The organism is Streptococcus mitis (assembly GCF_002096815.1).
Lineage (GTDB): Bacteria > Bacillota > Bacilli > Lactobacillales > Streptococcaceae > Streptococcus > Streptococcus mitis_AD.
The window spans coordinates 1-19,159 of record NZ_NCVJ01000018.1 but is presented as its reverse complement, the minus strand read 5'-3'; the positions used below and the strand labels follow the sequence as shown (position 1 = coordinate 19,159).

At 41.3% G+C, this 19,159-nt stretch carries 21 protein-coding genes, 1 tRNA gene, 1 rRNA gene, 1 other RNA gene and 3 pseudogenes; 4 read left to right on the top strand and 23 right to left on the bottom strand.

All coding sequences use genetic code 11. From position 1 onward, the window contains the following. Positions 1-66: 66 nt before the first annotated feature. A complete protein-coding gene (locus tag B7696_RS10535) occupies positions 67-255 on the bottom strand; it encodes a hypothetical protein (protein WP_084862093.1) in 189 nt (62 codons plus the stop codon). Between the two features lie 102 nt (positions 256-357). Here B7696_RS10535 and B7696_RS10530 point away from each other — a divergent pair, with 102 nt between their 5' ends. After that, positions 358-804 (top strand): hypothetical protein, encoded by a 447-nt coding sequence (locus B7696_RS10530; RefSeq protein WP_239822187.1) that lies wholly within the window; start codon positions 358-360, stop codon positions 802-804. 60 nt (positions 805-864) lie between these two features. Then, positions 865-1,422, top strand: a pseudogene (locus tag B7696_RS03180) (transposase). A gap of 84 nt (positions 1,423-1,506) precedes the next feature. Here B7696_RS03180 and B7696_RS03175 read toward each other — a convergent pair. The 8 genes from B7696_RS03175 to B7696_RS03140 form a co-directional block, all read right to left on the bottom strand. Continuing rightward, a complete protein-coding gene (locus B7696_RS03175) occupies positions 1,507-2,988 on the bottom strand; it encodes a glycosyltransferase (protein ID WP_084862090.1) in 1,482 nt (493 codons plus the stop codon). Beyond that, positions 2,985-4,268 (bottom strand): accessory Sec system glycosyltransferase GtfB, encoded by a 1,284-nt coding sequence (locus tag B7696_RS03170; RefSeq protein ID WP_084862088.1) that lies wholly within the window; start codon positions 4,266-4,268, stop codon positions 2,985-2,987. Before B7696_RS03170 ends, B7696_RS03175 begins: the two co-directional genes overlap by 4 nt. Positions 4,269-4,306: 38 nt before the next feature. Further along, the gene (locus B7696_RS10525; RefSeq protein ID WP_239822186.1) at positions 4,307-4,486 is read right to left on the bottom strand and encodes a hypothetical protein; all 180 of its coding nucleotides are present in this window, start codon (positions 4,484-4,486) and stop codon (positions 4,307-4,309) included. Between the two features lie 137 nt (positions 4,487-4,623). Beyond that, positions 4,624-4,980 carry a glycosyltransferase gene (locus B7696_RS03160; RefSeq protein ID WP_084862086.1) on the bottom strand — a complete coding sequence of 119 codons (357 nt, stop codon included), beginning with the start codon at positions 4,978-4,980 and terminating at the stop codon, positions 4,624-4,626. A gap of 97 nt (positions 4,981-5,077) precedes the next feature. After that, the gene (locus B7696_RS03155) at positions 5,078-5,311 is read right to left on the bottom strand and encodes an acyl carrier protein (protein ID WP_000136446.1); all 234 of its coding nucleotides are present in this window, start codon (positions 5,309-5,311) and stop codon (positions 5,078-5,080) included. Positions 5,312-5,316: 5 nt separating this feature from the next. After that, on the bottom strand, positions 5,317-6,309 hold the full coding sequence (gene plsX, locus B7696_RS03150; protein WP_084862084.1) for a phosphate acyltransferase PlsX: 993 nt from the start codon (positions 6,307-6,309) through the stop codon (positions 5,317-5,319). Beyond that, on the bottom strand, positions 6,306-7,076 hold the full coding sequence (recO, locus tag B7696_RS03145) for a DNA repair protein RecO (RefSeq protein ID WP_084862082.1): 771 nt from the start codon (positions 7,074-7,076) through the stop codon (positions 6,306-6,308). Before recO ends, plsX begins: the two co-directional genes overlap by 4 nt. Next, on the bottom strand, positions 7,073-8,242 hold the full coding sequence (locus B7696_RS03140; protein ID WP_084862079.1) for a pyridoxal phosphate-dependent aminotransferase: 1,170 nt from the start codon (positions 8,240-8,242) through the stop codon (positions 7,073-7,075). The genes recO and B7696_RS03140 overlap by 4 nt, the downstream gene beginning before the upstream one ends. A 148-nt stretch (positions 8,243-8,390) precedes the next feature. Between B7696_RS03140 and B7696_RS03135 the strand changes: the two genes are divergently transcribed. Beyond that, positions 8,391-9,401: a YeiH family protein gene (locus B7696_RS03135; protein ID WP_084862077.1), complete on the top strand. Its 1,011-nt coding sequence runs from the start codon at positions 8,391-8,393 to the stop codon at positions 9,399-9,401. A 31-nt stretch (positions 9,402-9,432) separates the two neighbouring features. On the opposite strand, the gene B7696_RS03130 is transcribed toward B7696_RS03135, so the two are convergent. The 12 genes and pseudogenes from B7696_RS03130 to comW all read right to left on the bottom strand — a co-directional run bounded on the left by B7696_RS03130 (position 9,433) and on the right by comW (position 18,304). Continuing rightward, positions 9,433-9,870, bottom strand: a complete 438-nt coding sequence (locus B7696_RS03130) for a CoA-binding protein (RefSeq protein WP_084862074.1) — start codon at positions 9,868-9,870, stop codon at positions 9,433-9,435. 117 nt (positions 9,871-9,987) lie between these two features. Next, positions 9,988-10,956 (bottom strand): ribose-phosphate diphosphokinase, encoded by a 969-nt coding sequence (locus tag B7696_RS03125; protein WP_033682853.1) that lies wholly within the window; start codon positions 10,954-10,956, stop codon positions 9,988-9,990. A 145-nt stretch (positions 10,957-11,101) separates the two neighbouring features. Beyond that, positions 11,102-11,917: a PrsW family intramembrane metalloprotease gene (locus B7696_RS03120; protein WP_084862071.1), complete on the bottom strand. Its 816-nt coding sequence runs from the start codon at positions 11,915-11,917 to the stop codon at positions 11,102-11,104. Positions 11,918-11,941: 24 nt separating this feature from the next. Continuing rightward, on the bottom strand, positions 11,942-12,439 hold the full coding sequence (locus B7696_RS03115; protein ID WP_084862069.1) for a beta-class carbonic anhydrase: 498 nt from the start codon (positions 12,437-12,439) through the stop codon (positions 11,942-11,944). Between the two features lie 158 nt (positions 12,440-12,597). After that, positions 12,598-13,293 carry a TIGR00266 family protein gene (locus tag B7696_RS03110; RefSeq protein ID WP_084862067.1) on the bottom strand — a complete coding sequence of 232 codons (696 nt, stop codon included), beginning with the start codon at positions 13,291-13,293 and terminating at the stop codon, positions 12,598-12,600. 70 nt (positions 13,294-13,363) lie between these two features. Beyond that, positions 13,364-14,725 (bottom strand): DNA repair protein RadA, encoded by a 1,362-nt coding sequence (radA, locus tag B7696_RS03105; protein WP_080710032.1) that lies wholly within the window; start codon positions 14,723-14,725, stop codon positions 13,364-13,366. Between the two features lie 13 nt (positions 14,726-14,738). After that, positions 14,739-15,296 (bottom strand): annotated as a pseudogene (locus B7696_RS03100) (histidine phosphatase family protein). Beyond that, on the bottom strand, positions 15,256-15,699 hold the full coding sequence (locus B7696_RS03095; RefSeq protein WP_084862065.1) for a dUTP diphosphatase: 444 nt from the start codon (positions 15,697-15,699) through the stop codon (positions 15,256-15,258). Before B7696_RS03095 ends, B7696_RS03100 begins: the two are co-directional and overlap by 41 nt. A gap of 56 nt (positions 15,700-15,755) precedes the next feature. Beyond that, positions 15,756-15,853: signal recognition particle sRNA small type (ffs, locus tag B7696_RS03090), an RNA gene on the bottom strand. A 32-nt stretch (positions 15,854-15,885) separates the two neighbouring features. Further along, positions 15,886-16,353, bottom strand: coding sequence for a tRNA adenosine(34) deaminase TadA (gene tadA, locus B7696_RS03085; RefSeq protein ID WP_084862063.1), 468 nt, complete (start codon positions 16,351-16,353; stop codon positions 15,886-15,888). A 197-nt stretch (positions 16,354-16,550) separates the two neighbouring features. Further along, positions 16,551-17,837, bottom strand: a complete 1,287-nt coding sequence (locus B7696_RS03080; protein ID WP_001832534.1) for an adenylosuccinate synthase — start codon at positions 17,835-17,837, stop codon at positions 16,551-16,553. A gap of 230 nt (positions 17,838-18,067) precedes the next feature. Then, entirely contained in the window at positions 18,068-18,304 is a 237-nt protein-coding gene (gene comW / locus B7696_RS03075; protein ID WP_049544022.1) for a sigma(X)-activator ComW, read from the bottom strand. Positions 18,305-18,608: 304 nt separating this feature from the next. Between comW and B7696_RS03070 the strand changes: the two are divergent. Then, positions 18,609-18,914: pseudogene (locus B7696_RS03070) on the top strand (transposase family protein); the annotation flags it as partial. A 75-nt stretch (positions 18,915-18,989) separates the two neighbouring features. On the opposite strand, the gene B7696_RS03065 reads toward B7696_RS03070, so the two are convergent. Then, a tRNA-Asn gene (locus B7696_RS03065) sits at positions 18,990-19,063 on the bottom strand. A 5-nt stretch (positions 19,064-19,068) separates the two neighbouring features. Continuing rightward, positions 19,069-19,159: ribosomal RNA gene (gene rrf / locus B7696_RS03060) — 5S ribosomal RNA — on the bottom strand; the annotation flags it as partial.

Here is a 19,159-nt window from a genome sequence, read left to right as displayed (position 1 = left end):
TCCCTCCCAAATGCACTTTTGGGATAAAAAAATAGGCAGAACAAACGTCCTACCTAAAATATAAATTTATTTCTTTTTCTTCCTAATTTTTTTGTCAATCATATATAAAACGATAATCGAAAATAGCGGTGGTACAATATAACTCTTTTCAGTCATTGTCAGCTGAAATCCCAGAGTTGCAAGTATCTTAAAGATGAAAATATTCATTAAAAATAGAAAAACAAATACTAAAAAATATTTTAAAATCTTATTCATTTCTTTTCTTCAACTTTCCTAATTTCTATACCTATTTTATCAAATTTTATCAAATTTTATCAAAAAATACATGTAAAACTCCAAATAAACACCTCATACTCAATGAAAATCAAAGAGCAAACTAGGAAGCTAACCGCAGGTTGCTCAAAGCACTGCTTTGAGGTTGTAGATAAGACTGACGAAGTCAGCTCAAAACACTGTTTTGAGGTTGTGGATAGAACTGACGAAGTCAGTAACCATACCTATACCAAGGCGACGCTGACGTGGTTTGAAGAGATTTTCGAAGAGTATGATTTTTCTAATTTCATTATATCCCCTCCTCAGATTTCTCCTGTCCCTAGAAAGACTAAATCTGTTCCTAAACGGTCGCTTGAACCAAAGAAAAAATTCCAAAGCAAGTGCCTTGGAACTCCTATATATACTCAACAATCATTTTTGTCATATCAAGAGTCATTGGTTGATAATATACATCAGGGTGCTTATTATGGCTCTATACGATTTGTAGTGAGTAAATCCTATCTGTATATTATGAAGCCTATTTTTGTGTAGACAAAAGTCCCATATGACCTATCATGAAAAGCGACAAAACAACGCATTAGAAAGATTCATATGGAACCATTACATTTTATCACACAACTACTCGATATTAAAGACCCTAATATCCAATTTGTGGATGTTGTTAATAAGGATACCCACAAGGAAATCATCGCTAAACTGGATTATGAGGCTCCATCTTGCCCTGATTGCAGAAGCCAAATGAAGAAATATGATTTTCAAAAACCGTCTAAGGTCCCTTACCTCGAAACGACTGGTATGCCTACTAGAATTCTTCTTAAAAAGCGTTGATTCAAGTGCTATCAGCTCTTGCTTTTCCACTTTCAGAATAAAGAGTCTGACAAATTTTTCGGACTCATTGAGGACAATCTAAAGAAGGTTCATCTTTTCTTTCAGACTATCTTTAAAACCTCTCTTAAGGACAAAGAGAAAATCCTTAATTCCCTTCAGTTACACTATTCCAACGCCAAACTGGAAGTGACCAATAATCTCATCAAACTTATCAAACGAAATACATTTGGTTTCAGGAACTTTGAAAACTTCAAAAAACGGATTTTTATCGCTCTGAACATCAAAAAAGAAAGGACGAAATTTGTCCTTTCTAGATCTTAGCTTTTCTTCAACCCACTACAGTTGACAAAGAGCCGAGTTTTTCACCCTGCAGAAATCAGACTCATTCACTTAGTATTCAGGGCTTTAAAGGTTCTCCCTCAGTTCGTCGAGCACTTGACGCCAAGCTTGAACAATCCTTTCTCTCAAATAGTTCCTTGCGAGATCATAAGAAGTCTGGTGCATAGACTTCAAGTCATTTTCTAAGATAAAAACGAGCTTCTCTGCCATGTCAGCAACCAATTCTTCTTCATTTCTATCCACACCATATGGAACTAGATAGCCATTTTTTCCATCCTGAATGAAGGTTGGATTACCATAACGAGCATCAAAACCAAGTAAGACCAACCCCGAACCAATGGCTTCCATCAGGGTTAAACCAAAGGTTTCCCACTGGGAAGTCGTGACATAAACTTGATACTGAGGATAGAGAGACTCTAAATCTGCATACCCTTGAAGCAAGATATAATCATCCGCATGAAGATCTTGGATAAGCTGTCGCAAAGTAGGTTCCTCTTCTCCTTTACCAAAGATATGAAATTGCAAAGCGGGTACCCTTTGATGGGCCAAAGCAACCGCCCTAATGGCTAAATCAATTCGTTTACGAGGATCCAGACGAGAGGCTGTCATCAAGCTCAGAGGTTGGCGAGGGGACGATGGTTGCTGTAACTGATCCAAATGTCCAACAGGAATTACATAAATAGGAAGTACATCTATACCTTGCTTTTTAAAGGTTTCTAATAAGACCTCTTTTTGAAGTTCTGTTGCTGTTAGCAGGAAGTCAAAGCGTTGCATATATTTAAATACATAATAGTACTCATAATTAAGAGAACCATTCAAAAATTCATGCTCCGAGTGAAAGACAAAACCTAAGCGAGCAGAAGTCTTTTGCTCAAGAATAGGACGGGAAAAGTCCATTAAGGATGCTCGATCAAGAAAGAGAATATCCTCCTTCCCTAAATCAAGTCGATCAAGAAAACGTTCCAACACTTGAGTTTGGGTCAATAAGATTTCCCTTCCCATTTGATAAAACCAGTCTTTTCCCTGCTTGATTTCCTGAAAAGCTACTCTGCCATTTTGATGGTGATAGGTTCGTCGAACGATGACCCCATCTACAAAGTACTCTGTAACTATTTTTTTAGCTCCATACCACTCCCGTTTTACCATAGATCCTCTCACTAGATAATCAACATAGCGAACACAGCCTTGATGATAAGGATCTAAAGTAAAAACCAGTGATTGTTCATTAGAAATCTGGTAATGGGCCTCAGTCTCCGTCTTTTTCACCAAATCTAGTCGCGTTAGCTGAAAGTCCGTTTGTAGAGCCTCGACTGTGACAGAAGGAACACTGATTTCTTGATCTGTAAAGCTGAGATAGGCGTATAAGAGTTCTTCATCCTTGTGGCCAAGTGAGAGATAATAGGCTAACTTCTGAGGACTAGGCCAGGTCGTAAAGACAAATCGTGCTGGCTCCTGCAACTGACGAAGCATAATTGCCCGAGAAGCCTGAGCCACATCTACCCCATTTGGTTCATATCCCACCAAGAGATTAAAGGTATAAATGGTCATTTGGCTTCCTCCCCTCGACAATTGAAGAATGCAAGCAGGTCTTCTTTCTTAGCCAATTGCAAGACGACTCTTTGTTCCTCAATCCGATTAGTAAACTCTTCTGGTGATTGCAACACATCTTTGATCTTTTCTAGTAATAAATCGCTGGATGCGAGGACAGTTGGTAATTTTTTGTAAACCTCATAATGAACAGTCGTGTTTAATCCAAGAATTAACTGCCCACTTTCAATTGCTCTCATAGAGGCTGCTGAAACTTCCCTACCATGGTTCACATCCAAATATAGCGAGCAGCTTGCCAATAACTCCTGAAAACGCTCCTCTGAGCAATTCGGATGGAGATGAAGATTAGGAATAGAGCTTAAATTGGTTAATTTAGGTCCCATGTTGGTTAGGGCTGCAACATGAAAGTCCACTCCGGGAAGACTTTCTACCAAGTAGGCCAAGCTTTCCACTTCTTCTGATGCTGTCATGATCAAAGCCTTAGTTTGAAAGGTAATTGTCCCAGAATCAACCAATCCAGCCACATATTGAAGGTCCGCTTTTCGATCTTCAGGAGCATAGTAATTCAAGATGAGTATCTGCTTGACTTGTTTTTGAAGGTCACTTAAATTCTCTTGATGAGGACTGCAAAAAATCAAGTCTTCCTTTCCAAGTTCTTGTAGGAGGGGAACTACCTTCGAATCCAAACATATAAGGGGTTCCTGACCAGAAAGGACCTTTTCGAATAGAGATCGTCTCAACTCCTCCTCATTGGCATAAAGCTGATCTAGACCAGACTTTTTCTGATAGAGGAAATACCCCTTTTTGACAAAATGATGCAAGACCTCTTCCTGATTTCGATTATAGTAAATTTCCAGGTAGGTTTGTCCGTCTTCTTCCAACAGTCGTTTACGGCTTCTCCAACCATAACGATTGTAATCTTCAATAGTCAGAACAGTATCCCCCTCACCCAGCCACTCAACATACTCTACGGTTCGTGATTGGATATCTTTTCGTAAGATTATATTTCCTCTTCGTTTCTGACCATCAAAAATATAGGTCGTAATCCCCATAGTCCATGGCTCCCAATAATCAGGAACAGGTAAGTCATTAAAAAAGAGGGGCTGCCCCTCCCTAGAGCTGGGATCTGCATAGGTCAAGAGGGAAGCCAAACTATCTTCACCTAGCCCCAAATCTGTTTCCAAATTGGTAAACAGGATCTGATAAGACTGCCCCAAGATAGCCAGTAGCTTTCTGACTTTTTTCAACTCTCTATTATTTTCTGGTGCAATAACTAGCATAAGAATCCTTTCTAAAAAGGAGCCCACTAACTAAGAATCTAGGGCTCCAACAAACCTAAGTTTATACGGGCACATTTATAGGTTTCTGTTTCTTGTAGCTGGGCTTCTTCAAGCTTTTCAATCGCTCGCTTCAACCTTGTCTTGTAGATATAGCTATGCAAAGTCAGATCATATCCCATCATTCCTAAAAGATCCAGCTTTTCATTTTTTGCTTCCATTTCATCCAGGACGCGCTTCTCATTCCAGACCTGGGATAAGGTGTCCTCTCTTCCGACCCGATACCATTAGATACACTTCTCTGTATGAATAACACGCTCAGCCTTAAGCAAGAGCTTGTACATTAGGAAGTTATCCTCTACATTTTTCCCAAGTGGAATAAGGCATCTTCCCAAGATAAAGCATAATAGAACCACCAAATCTCTCTAAAATGATTGAAACGATTGGCTGTCCAGGGTTTATTGTGAGATGTATAATGAATAACTGCTGGAAGACCTGGAAACTCATCATACAAGGCCAAGTCCCCATACTGATGCTGATGCTGATCCTTATCCGATCCCACTTGAAGGTTATAGGTCAAAGGCAGGCGAAGCCAAGCATCCTTGAAGTAGTGATTCAAAATTCCTTGATCTCCATAAACATGCTGGTGATGCTCCTTGGTCAACTCAAAGAGAGCTTGCGTCGTTTGGTGATCACGCCACCAGGCTAAGTCCAATTGGAACTCTCTAGCTTTTTTTGTGACTGAGAACTTTTTATCCCAGAGTCTCGATCCTAGCTTTTCTTCAACCCACTACAGTTGACAAAAGGCCTCTTTATTTTCCTTGAATAATCTTAACCACATCTCCTACACTTTGGAGTTGATCAATTTCCTCATCACTGATTTCGATATTAAATTCATCTTCCAGCGTCAAGATAAACTCCATCAAGTCAACTGAATCAGCATCCAAATCGTCTTTCAGACTCAAGGATTCTGTCACTACAAAGTCCTCTCCCTGTCGCTCTTGGATAATGGTCACAATACGGTCAAAAATTTCTTTTTCTGTCATCTCTTTTATTCTCCTGAAAATTCATGCGCAGTCTGGGCAACTACGTCTGTTTCTAGCATGGTACGAATCTGACGGATCGTACTATAGACAGCCTTGGCATCACTTGAGCCATGAGTCTTGACAACAGGTGCCTTGACACCAAACAAGACTGCTCCACCAACATCTGAATAGTTGAGCTGTTTTTTCAAACCTCTGAGACTGTCCTTGAGAAGGAGGGCGCCTAGTTTCGCTCGAAGCCCACCACCTGTAATAGCGGTCTTGAGCAAGCCCATGATTCCCATGGCTGTCCCTTCGATAGATTTGAGGACAGCGTTTCCCGTGAAACCATCTGCCACAACAACATCCGCAACGCCATTCATCAAATCACGCGCTTCCACGTTTCCGATAAAGTTCAAACTTTCATCAGCCGCCAGTAATTCATAAGTTTCCTTACGAAGCGGGTCGCCCTTACTACTCTCTGTCCCGTTGTTAAGCAAGCCAACACGTGGTTGCGCAATGCCGCGGACATTTTTAGCATAGAAGGATCCTAGAACCGCGTATTGATGGAGGTGCTGGGCTGTATTTTCCGCATTAGCACCGAGGTCTAGCATGTCAAAACCTTTCCCATCAATAGTCGGCAAGGTTGACATAAGCCCAGGACGGTCGATATTCTTGATGCGGCCAACTATGAAGAATCCAGCCGCCAACAAGGCACCTGTATTCCCAGCTGAGAGCACAGCATCTGCGTCACCCTCTTTGACAGCCTTGGCCGCCAATACCATACTAGCGTTTTTTTTCTTCCGAATAGCTCTCGTAGGTTCATCGTCTGAATCAATCTTCTCATCCGTATGGATAATGCTGACGCGCTCTGTCGCTGTCAGATATTGCTTGATTTTGCTTTCATCTCCGTAGAGTTGAACCTCAATATCTGAAAAGTCAGCCAGGGCTTGATTGACACCCTCAACGATGGCCTGAGGTGCATAATCGCCCCCCATTGCATCTACTGCAATTTTTTTCATTTCTTTTCCTCTTTTAGTAATTGTCCCCAGTCTGCTAGGGAATCAATAAATTTCTTTGATTTTAGGTGAATCCCCACGTACTCTTCGTAGAGCTGATCCATAAATTGTCGTAGCTCTTGCTTGATTTCAGGCTTGAGCGAAATGGTCTCCAAGGTCTCAAAATCAATGGCTTGAAATTGATTGAGCAGATAAGGGATGTTGGGATTAAGATGGCAACGTCTCTCATCCTCATGATAATGCTCTGGGCAAAGACAAGCTCCATATTTGAAAGAAAAGTCAAAAGCCTGACCGATCCGATGGCAAAAGACACACTCATTAAAATTGAGGCCGATCCCAAATCGAGTCAAGATTTGGATTTCAAAAATATTGGTCAAAACCTGATAATCCAAGCCCGCTTCCATCAACTCCAAAGTCTTTTGCAAAAAAGCAAACAAGGGAGCATCCTGCTGATTGTCCTGCAAACTAGCATCTGCAAGAGCTGCCACATAGGTCGCATAAGACATGACAAAGAGGTCGCTATTAATCTTGGGAAAAGTCATCACCTCGTGATAGTCCTCGATATAGCTGAGCCCGTCATCATTGATTCGCAGGAGAAATCGAGCCAACACCAAGGGCTGAATAACAGGCGCCAGTTTGGACTGACCAGCGTGCTTGACAAAAAACATGCGTTTACCAGCCTGCTCTGTAAAAATCTTGACGAGCTTGTCATCCTCACGAAAATTGCGATTGTAGAGCACCAAGCCTTGACTCGTGATAGACTGAATCATGCTTCTCTCATGTACTCCTCAAGTCGTTTCATGGCTTCTTTGATCGTCTCCATGCTAGCTGCATAAGACAGGCGAACATAACCTTCTCCATAACGCCCAAAGGCCGCACCAGGGATAAAGGCAACAGCCTTCTTCTGAGCAAAATCCTTCAGAAAGGCAAAGGAATCTTGATTGTAGCCCGCTGGAATCTTAGCAAAGATATAGAAGGCACCGTCTGGTTTGATAATCTCAAAACCAAGAGCAGTCATTTTTTCGATAATGTAATCTCGACGCTGGATGTATTCCTTCTTCATAGGCTCCGCATCGTTTTTACCAGCTGTCAAGGCTTCTACCGCAGCATGTTGAGCCATGGTATTTGCAGCAGTGACCAAGTACTGGTGACTCTTAATCAACTGAGCTGTAAAGGCTGTAGGAGCGAAAATCAGTCCCAAACGCCAACCTGTCATAGCATGCGATTTAGACAAACCATTGATAATTATAGCCTGATCTCTCAACATAGTTCCCAGAGACACATGGGCTTCCCCTGTATAGGTCAATTCTGAGTAAACCTCATCACAGACAACGAAAATTTCATACTTGCGTAAAACAGCTGCTAAGGCCTCCAACTGCTCTCGACTATAGGTAATCCCTGTCGGATTAGCTGGATAGTTGAGAATAACCGCCTTGAGCTTATCACCCTGCTCCAAAATAGCCTTTTCCAACATCTCAGGAGTCAAGACAAACCCATTTTCAGTCGTGTCAATCTCGACAATCTCTGCCCCAACTAGATTGACAATTGGCTCATAACCTGGATAGGCAGGAGCTGGCAAGAGCACCTTGTCTCCCTCTTCTAAAATAGCCGTCAAAGTAGCAGATAAGGCCTCTGTCGCCCCAATTGTAACCAAGATTTCATTTTCAGGAGCATAGTCCAGTTGGTACTTTTCCTTAACAAAGTTACTGGCTGCCTGACGTAAAGTCAGCAAACCACTCATCCCTGTATAGTAGGATTGGTTCTGGTCAATCGCTCGCTTGGCCGCCTCCTTGACATGATCAGGCGTTGTAAAATCAGGTTCCCCCAAGGTCAAACGCAAGACCCCAGGAATCTCCGAAATAGCCTGATCAAACTGACGAATCAACGAAACTTGAATCTTATCTAACTGTTTATTAAAGCGCTTAGTTAAGTCCATAGATACCTCCCACTTTCAAAACGTATCTCTATTATACTACAAAAGCCCCCCGACCGCAAAAATACATTATAGAATAGCTTTCCACTTTCTATTTTACTTTTCCTGTTTACAGGTCTATAATGGTAACAGATTCTATTTGGAGGTTTTTATGTCATTTCTATCAAAAAATGGAGCAGGCATCTTGGCCTGCCTTCTCATTTCCATCGTATCTTGGTACTTAGGAGGATTCTTCCCTGTGATTGGCGCGCCTGTTTTTGCGATTTTTATGGGAATGCTCCTACACCACTTTCTCTCGCCTTATAAACAACTGGATGCGGGATTGACCTTTAGTTCTAAAAAATTGCTCCAGTATGCCGTTATCTTGCTTGGTTTTGGTCTCAATATCTCGCAAGTCTTCGCAGTCGGACAATCTTCACTCCCTGTCATCCTGTCCACCATTTCAATAGCCTTGATTGTTGCCTACCTCTTCCAGCGATTCTTTGCACTGGACACAAAACTGGCTACCTTGATTGGAGTGGGTTCTTCTATCTGTGGGGGCTCTGCCATTGCAGCGACAGCGCCCGTTATCCATGCCAAGGAAAAGGAAGTAGCCCAAGCCATCTCCGTTATCTTTTTCTTCAATGTCTTGGCTGCGCTCATCTTTCCAACCCTCGGTACTTGGCTTCACTTGTCTAATGAAGGATTTGCCCTCTTTGCAGGAACTGCGGTCAATGACACTTCCTCTGTAACCGCCACAGCTAGCGCCTGGGACAGTCTCTACCGGACCAATACCCTCGAATCCGCAACCATTGTCAAACTTACGCGTACTCTGGCTATTATCCCCATCACTCTCTTTCTCTCCTACTGGCAAAGTCGCGAGCAAAAAAATAAGCAAGGCCTTCAACTGAAAAAAGTCTTCCCACTTTTTATCCTTTACTTTATCCTTGCATCTCTCCTAACCACCCTACTGACCTCTCTCGGTGTGTCCAGTAGTTTCTTTACCCCTCTCAAACAACTTTCCAAATTCCTCATTATCATGGCCATGAGTGCTATCGGGCTCAAAACCAATCTGATAGCTATGGTCAAATCCAGCGGAAAATCAATTGTTCTTGGAGCCATCTGTTGGATTGCCATCATCCTTACTAGTCTTGGTATGCAGACCCTTATCGGCATTTTCTAACACAAAAGGTAGCCCACCAGCTACCTTTTTCTTATGCTTCCTCAATCAAGCGTGTATGTTCTCTCTTAATACAACGATTCATCACGATATCATCACATCCACCAGCACGCAAGATTTCTTCCGCCTCTAGATTTTCAAGTTCTAGCTGTGCCCAAAAAATCTTGGCATCAGCCTTGAGAAAATCACGCGCCACATCCGGCAAAAACTCACTGCGCCGGTAAACATTAACAATATCTACAGGAAAAGGAATCTCTGCTAGGCTAGCATAAGCCTTTTCACCCAAGATTTCACCACCTTCTACCTTGGGATTGACTGGGATGATTTTATAACCCCGAGCCTGCATTTCCTTGGTCACTCGATTGCTAGTTGTTTCTTCACGGTCTGATAACCCCACTACAGCAAGGGTTTTACTCGTTGCGAGATACTGACGAATCACACCATCACTTGGATTGATAAATTCTTGACTCATAGAAATCCTCCTTTTTCATCAGTATAGCATATTTTGAAAAGGCTTGCAGATTTTGGCTACAAAAAAGCTCCTAGCAGTTCACTTCTGCTAGGAGTATGTTTTATTCTAAGTGAAAACTTAAATCTTTTTCTCAATACTAAAAAGTGGAGAAAGTGGGCGTTTTTCATGGATACGCACAATAGCATCTCCTAGGAGATGAGCGATTGAAATCTGCTCAATCTTATCAATCAAGCGCTCTTCTGGCAGGTAGATCGTATCCAAAACAACCAATTTCTTGATAGCTGATTTTTGGATATTGTCCATAGCAGGACCAGAAAGAACTGGGTGCGTACAGCTTGCATAGACTTCAACAGCACCAGCTTCCGCAAGAGCATCTGCCGCGTGACAAATCGTTCCAGCTGTATCAATCATATCATCAATCAAAATACAAGTCTTGCCTTCGACCTTACCGATGATGTTCATGACTTCACTAGTATTCATCTTATCAACGCTACGACGTTTATCAATAATAGCAATAGATGTTTTCAAAAATTCTGCCAACTTACGGGCACGAGTCACCCCTCCATGGTCTGGGCTGACAACCACATAGTCAGAACCAACCATACCACGACGCTCAAAATAATCCGCAATCAGAGGAGCCCCCATCAAATGATCCACAGGAATATCAAAGAATCCTTGAATCTGCGCAGCATGCAAGTCGATGGTCAATAAACGATCCACTCCAGCTACTTCAAGCATATTTGCGACAAGTTTTGAAGTGATTGGCTCACGCGCTCTCGCCTTTCTATCCTGACGTGCATACCCATAGTAAGGCATAACAACATTGACAGATTCTGCACTGGCACGCTTCAAAGCATCCACCATAATCAAAATTTCAAGCAGATTGTCATTTACAGGCGAGCTAGTTGATTGTAGGATAAAAACGTGTTTCCCACGGATTGATTCTTCGATGTTGACCTGAATCTCTCCATCTGAAAATTGGCGAACACTTGATTTCCCCAACTCTATCCCAATCTCCTGCGCTACACGTTTTGCCAATTCTTGATTAGAAGAAAGGGCAAACAGCTTTAAATCAGAAAAAGACATGATTTCCTCCGGTATATATGTATCGCTTGTGCTTTTCACAAGATTTTTCCATCTACCATTGTAGCGCTTTTTGCACTATTTTTCAATCAAAAATAAAAGAAGGGCACCATATTTGTCCCCTTGCATCATTCTTTTGAAAAATATTCTAGTTCATCAACTCATTGTGCTTCTCAACAAAGCGATAAGCCTGATAAAAACCATAGAGAGTAACAGCCGTAACCACTGGAATCGCTAAGGGCAACTCTGTCTCCAACTCCACAAAAGGAGAGTTAAACAAGAAATGAGTTCCCAAGGCTAAACCTAGGAAAATAAGCCCCTGTTTCTTGCCAACCTTCTGCCCTTTATAGGCTCTGTAAAGCAAGTAAACACCTACTACCGCCAAACCTGAAAAAGTCCAGTGAGAAGCAATTCCTGAGATGATACGCTCTAAAATCCTTGAAATGGTAAAATCAAAGCCCTCTGGCAAATCCGTACGAATATAGCCAATATCCTCAATCATTTGGAATCCCAAACCAGAAGCAATCCCTAGTAAGAACAAAGATTTTAATTTTCGCACAGGAATCAAAGCCAAAACAAAAATAAGTGGCAGTAATTTCAGCGGTTCTTCTACCAAAGGAGCCACAATAGCACTTTCAAAAGCATTTAAAAAGGCACTATCTGGGAAAAGAACACCCAGTAAATCATGGATATAAGTATTCGCAAAGCTAGACAACCAGCCTGAAAGGAACATCCCACCCAATAAAGACAAGATCAAGGCATTCTTTGGCAATTCCCATTTTTTCCCAAGACGGAAAAGGAAATAAAGAGCCGGAATCATGTAAAAGAGAGCTAGAAAGATAGAAACTCCCATTAGTCCATATTCCGCAGCTGACATCGAACCATCCGTATAGTAGATGGTTTCATACTGTAAACCAATACATAGCAATAAGATAAAAATAAATAAAATACTGTTTTTCTTCATATACTTTCTTTCTAAATGAAGTATTTATAATTCTACAACTGTCATCCTTCCTGTATCCACATCGTAAATGGCACCAGAGATAATGACATCGTCTGGGATTAGAGGAGTTTCCTGTAGCAATCTCATATCCTCACGAACACTTTCATCAATGTCTTGAAAAGGCAAAAAGTCCTTGTCAGAAACATCCACTCCTAGTTCTTTTTTCAAATACTCCTGAAAAGGACCATTTTCAAATGTCTGTGCACCACAGTCTGTATGATGGAGCACCACAATTTCCCTTGTCCCCATTTGTTGCTGGGAAATCACAAGCGAGCGAATCATATCATCTGTCACTCGCCCTCCAGCATTCCGCAAAATATGAGCATCTCCCAGAGCCAACCCAAGAGCTGGCGCAACGTGTAAACGCGAGTCCATACAAGTTACGATTGCAACCTTAGTCTTTGGTTTGATTGATAAATGAAGATCTCCATGCAGTTCTACATAGGCTTGATTGGCTTTTAAAAAATTTTCAAAATAGGACATAACAACTCACTTTCTAGTCTATCAGATAATTTGAACACCAAATTATTTATATCCTATCTTACCATCTTTTCTTTGTCTTGTCAGTTGTCAACCTTCATATAAAAAAACTGGGACAGAGACATCCAGCTTCTAGCTTGGGCTTCCGTCCTAGTTTTATTTTATGAACCTTTTTGGATATACTTATTGAGCGATCCTGCAAAGCTCTGAAGATTGAGACTTTGTACGTAGACCTCACCAGTTCCTCGGAAGGTATTCACCACTCCTTCGCCTGTACCAATAGACTGCCAGAAGCTATTTTCTAAGTGGATATTATAGTCCAAAAATTGACTCCAAGCCACCACATGGGCATTGTCAATGGTTATTTCTTGGTTTTGTAGCTCAATTTTCTTGATAGAGCCAAAAGCATTGGCCAAGAGAGTTCCCTGGCCTTGGGTAGTCATCACAAAGAGACCGCCTTGCCCTCCGAACAGAGCTTTACCAATAGACTGACTCTCCATAGTATAGGAAGCTGTACCATCAAGAGCTAGAAAAGCCCCATCATTCAGTCGATATTGTTTTTCACCTAGTTCAAGAGCAATTACTTGCCCAGGAGTATCTGGTGCTAGAGCAAGGTTCCCGTTATCAGACTCTGCTACAGCTTGAGTAATGAAGGTGCTTTCACCAGAAACCATTGAACGTCCTACAGCTTTAACAAAACGTCCCAAACCTGAACCGCTAGCATTGAGCTGGGTATTGAGACTTACGTTAGGCGTGTGGTAAACCATACTACCTCGCTGGATATAGACGGTTTCTCCTTGATTGAGTGACAACTCTACCAAAGGAAATTGCATATGACTGTCCATAGAAAATTTCATAAGAAATTCCTCCTTGTTTTAATAAATGTTAGCAATAAAATAATTAGTCATCTAAAGCTGACCATAACTATTAGGAGAATACCTTTTTCAAGACTTCCTGAATCGTTGTCACCCCAATAACCTGAATTTCCTTAGGTGGAGTGATTCCTGTCAAGGAATTTTTGGGTACATAAATCTTAGTAAAGCCCAGTTTAGCAGCTTCATTAATACGCTGCTCGATACGATTCACGCGCCGAATTTCTCCCGTCAAACCAAGTTCTCCCACAAAACATTCCTGAGGGTTGGTTGGCTTGTCCTTGTAGCTCGAAGCAATAGCAACAGCGACGGCTAAGTCAATGGCAGGTTCATCCAATTTGACACCACCAGCAGATTTGAGATAGGCATCCTGATTTTGCAAGAGAAGCCCTGCACGCTTTTCTAAAACAGCCATAATCAGACTCGCACGATTAAAATCAAGTCCTGTCGTCGTACGCTTGGCATTTCCAAACATAGTCGGTGTCACCAAAGCCTGTACCTCCGCTAGAATAGGACGTGTCCCCTCCATAGTGACAACGATTGACGAACCAGTCGCTCCATCCAAACGCTCCTCTAGAAAAACTTGACTCGGATTGAGGACCTCAACCAAACCGCCCGACTGCATCTCAAAAATCCCAATCTCATTAGTGGAGCCAAAACGGTTTTTGACCGCTCTTAAAATACGGAAGGTATGGTGGCGTTCCCCTTCAAAGTAAAGCACCGTATCCACCATATGCTCCAACATACGAGGCCCAGCTAAGGTTCCTTCCTTGGTCACATGCCCTACGATAAATATGGCAATGTTATTAGTTTTGGCCAGTTGCATGAGCTCAGCCGTCACCTCACGCACCTGAGAAACAGATCCCTGTACCCCTGAAATCTCAGGAGACATAATGGTTTGAATTGAGTCAATAATGAGAAAGTCTGGCTGGATTCTCTCTACCTCTGCGCGAACACTCTGCATATTGGTCTCTGCATAGAGATAAAATTCGCTATCAATATCTCCCAAACGCTCTGCACGTAGTTTAATCTGCTGAGCAGACTCCTCCCCACTGACGTAGAGAACAGTCCCCACTTGAGACAACTGGGTTGAGACTTGCAAGAGAAGGGTTGATTTCCCAATTCCAGGATCCCCACCAATGAGGACAAGACTTCCCGGTACCACTCCGCCTCCAAGCACACGGTTAAATTCCTCCATCTCCGTCTTGGTTCGATTAACGTTGATTGAAGTCACCTCAGCCAGTTTCATGGGCTTGGTTTTCTCACCTGTCAAGGACACACGCGCATTCTTTACCTCGGCAACCTCAACCTCTTCTACAAAAGAAGACCAAGACCCACAGTTAGGACAACGTCCCAGATATTTAGGGGAATTATACCCACAATTTTGACATACAAATGTCGCTTTTTTCTTTGCGATGATAAACCTCTTTCTATATCTCTAACTCACACTCAATCACTTGGCAAAAATCAATCTTCTCATTTGGCACAGACTGAAGCATGATCATGTTGTGAGTTACCACTATCACGGTCTGGTAATCTCGATACTTAGCCATGCATTCTAGAAAACGAGACTTCATCTCTTCAGCTGTCTCATATTGAATAGGACTATTAGGAAGTAACTCCCCCTTATTTTCTAGAAACATAGTACGAGCTTTTTCAAAATTATCTGTGCCACTTTCATAGACCTGCCATTCATGCAATAATGGCTCCACTCTTAAAGGAAGTCCTGTAGCACAAACCACATAAGAAGCCGTTTCTAAAGCTCTTGTGACTGCAGAAGATATGATTATTTCAGCTGAGGATAGTAAAGGATTGGTACTCAATTTCTGAGCTTGCTGCCGTCACTTATCAGACAAGGGTGCCAAATCTATCCCAAATCCCATATAAGAACGCTCCTCTAACTCACGGTAATCTGGCTCTCCATGACGTACAAAGATAATCTTCATCCTAGTGACCAGTTGAACCAAATCCACCAGTTCGAACGCCATCAGCCGCATCTCCATCTGCAATTAAGAAAGGAGCAAAGACAGCCTGGACCACACGTTCCCCAACTTCAAGAACAACCTCTTGGTCTGTGATATTCTTCATCTGCGCAAAAATATGCCCCTCATTTCCAGGATTTCCATAATAATCCCCATCAATGACCCCAACCGAGTTAATCAAGACCAAGCCCTTCTTACGAGGGTTTGAAGAGCGATCATAGAGGTAGAGAACCTCAGTCGGCTGCATATAAGCCTTAACCCCTGTCGGAACCAAGACAATCTCTCCTGGCGCAATAACCGTACGCACAGCAACCTTTAAGTCGTAACCAGCCGCATGCGCTGTCTCACGCTTCGGCAACAAATTTTTATCTGTAAAAGTCGAAATCAATTCAAAACCACGGATTTTCATAATTTTCTCTTTTCTATTATCATTTATTCTAGATTATTCTATCTTATTTATTCGGAAAAAGCACGAAAAAAAGAGCACACAATTCAAATCGCTTAGGGCTGCTGGATTCCTCCCCTGACCCGCTTCACGCAGAACTGTTGCTCTACTATTTATTATATCACATTCCTATTCATTTTAAAAGCAAAATTATTTTTTCCGTCTATTTCTAAAAAAGTCCTGCATGATAGCTGCGCATTCATCTTCCAAAATTCCTGTTTCAACCTCTACACGATGGTTGAGACGCTCATCTGTCAAGATATCGTACAAACTTCCAGCAGCGCCAAATTTCTGGTTTTTAGCCCCATAGACCACGTTTGGAATGCGGGCAAGCCCAATCGCCCCACTACACATGACACAAGGCTCAATGGTCACAAAAAGCGTACAATCGAGCAGGCGCCAGCTCTCCTCACTCAAGTTCGCATTCTCTATAGCCATAATCTCCGCATGCATAACCGCTCGCTGCAATTCCTCACGCGCATTATGCCCACGACCAATGATTTTCCCATTTTTGACAATCACACAACCAATTGGAATTTCATCGTGTTCTAAGGCAATCTCAGCCTCTCTCAAAGCCTCCCTCATAAAAACTTCTTTTTCTTCAAGCGTATAATCCATCTCTTTTCTCTTTTCCTACTTATCGATTTTATTATATCATGAATCCCAAGACAAAAAAAGCCACCGAATGCGGTGACTTTATAGGGAGATTATTATGAAAAAGAAAAGTTTAGGATATTTGTTACAACAAGTTAGGAGGTCTTCTTGTAACTGTCTATAGTATACCCGACCTATCTTAAACAAATCTTAAAAATCTCTTAAGACCAAACACTTTCTAAAATATTTGTTTGTTCACGACCAGGACCTACTGAAAAAGTAGAAATACGAACGCCAACCAATTCACTCACACGACGAACATAGTTACGCGCATTCTCAGGAAGATCTTCCAAATTACGAACTCCGGTAATATCTTCTGACCAACCTGGCAACTCTTCATAGATAGGCTTGCAACGCTTCAATTGCTCAAGACTAGCTGGATAGTAGTCAATACGTTGACCATCAAGATCATAGGCCACACAGATTTTCACTGTATCCAAACCACTCAAAACATCGATAGAGTTCAATGAAAGGTTCGTAATACCAGAAACACGGCGGCTATGACGCATCACAACTGAGTCAAACCAACCCACACGACGTGGACGACCAGTTGTTGTACCATATTCATGACCCACTTCACGGATACGTTCTCCCACTTCATCAAACAACTCAGTTGGGAATGGACCGTCTCCTACACGACTCGTATAAGCCTTACATACACCTACAACCTTGTCAATCTTACTTGGACCAACACCTGAACCAATCGTAACACCACCAGCCACAGGGTTTGATGACGTAACAAATGGATACGTACCTTGGTCTATATCTAGCATAACACCTTGTGCACCTTCAAAAAGCACACGTTTACCGTTATCAAGCGCATCATTCAAAATAACAGATGTATCTGTCACATATTTCTTGATTTGTTGACCATATTCATAATATTCTTCAAAAATATCATCAAAAGCAATCGCTTTACTGTCATACAATTTTTCAAAAAGACGATTCTTTTCAGCAAGGTTACGTTCTAAACGCTCACGGAAAATATCTTTATCTAAAAGATCTGCAATACGAATCCCAACACGAGCAGCCTTGTCCATATAAGCTGGACCAATTCCCTTGATTGTAGTCCCAATCTTATTGTCGCCCTTAGCTTCTTCTTGCAAACGGTCTAACTCAATATGATAAGGCAAAATAACATGCGCGCGATCAGAAATACGCAAATTATCAGTTGTCACACCCTCCTCATGAAGATAGCTCAACTCTTTCACAAGAGATTTAGGATTTACAACCATACCATTCCCAATAACAGAGATTTTTTCAGGGAAGAAAATTCCAGATGGAATCAAGTGCAACTTAAATTTCTTACCATCAATCACAATCGTGTGACCTGCATTATCACCACCTTGGTAACGTGCAATCACTTCTGCATTCGCTGAAAGGAAGTCTGTAATCTTCCCTTTACCTTCATCACCCCATTGGGTACCTACAACAACAACTGAAGTCATAATTTTGTCTGAGCCCTCAGGCTCTTCCTTTCTCACATACATGGCAGGAATCTCACCCGCAATTATATCTTACAATTTATTATAAGAAAAAATCGCCTTTTTATCAAGAAGAAACAATAGAAAGATTTGCTATTTCCAACTATTAAAAAATATTTTAGAAAAATTAACAGCTATTTATCATAATTGTTCCGTAAAAGAGTAAATTAGTTCGGGAATTCACTCGTACTGCCTCAACAAGAAATAAAACCTCGATTCATTATCATCTTTTCAAGATACAAACGATAAGCAACACGATAATGGTAAACGATAAAATCCCTACGACACCCAATGCCATATCGAACTAAATAATAAATCAAAAATTTAAAATGAAAATGTTCCCATTCCCAACTATCACCAAAGAAAGTAGCATACTCTTCTTCGATACTGTTATAGAAATCTGTCATCTGATCATAAATACTTTGTAGCATAAATATATACTCCTTTTCTTTTTATGACCTTATTCTAACAAAAAATTATAAACAGATATTATCAATTCCTGAATTGCTCAAATACCAACCTCAACAAGATAAAAAATGAGAAAGATAGACATAATAGAAACAAATATCTTATATCAAAAACAAACTATTAAATCTCTAAAAATAAAAAATTTCTATAAATGATTTATAAAATTATCCTGATAATTAGGCTCTATAATATTTGTAGTGGCTAAATCCCCTATAGATATTATGGAGCCTATTTTGTTGTAGAAAAAAGTTCCATAGAAAAAATCATATGGAATCATTACTTTTTATCACAAAAATACTTGATATCCAAGACTCAAACATCAAAATTCTAGATATCATCAATATGGATACACACAAGGAAATTATCGCTAGAATGGACTACAACTCCCCATCTTGTCCTTGTTGTGGAAGTCAAATGAAAAAATATGACTTTCAAAAACCTTCTAAAATTCCTTACCTCGAAACGACTGATATGTTTGATATGTTTAGCAGAATCCTCCTTAGAAAGCGTCGATTCAAGTGCTATCATTGTTCTAAAATGATGGTAGCCGAGACCTCTCTCGTCAAGAAAAATATCACTTATCATTAGGTGCGAGACAGATTATTAATTACAAAACAAAAAGAGGTCGAAACCTCCTTTAATTAACTACTCCGCCAGTAGGACTCGAACCTACGACATCATGATTAACAGTCATGCGCTACTACCAACTGAGCTATGGCGGATTAGAGCTAAGCGACTTCCATATCTCACAGGGGGCAACCCCCAACTACTTCCGGCGTTCTAGGGCTTAACTTCTGTGTTCGGCATGGGTACAGGTG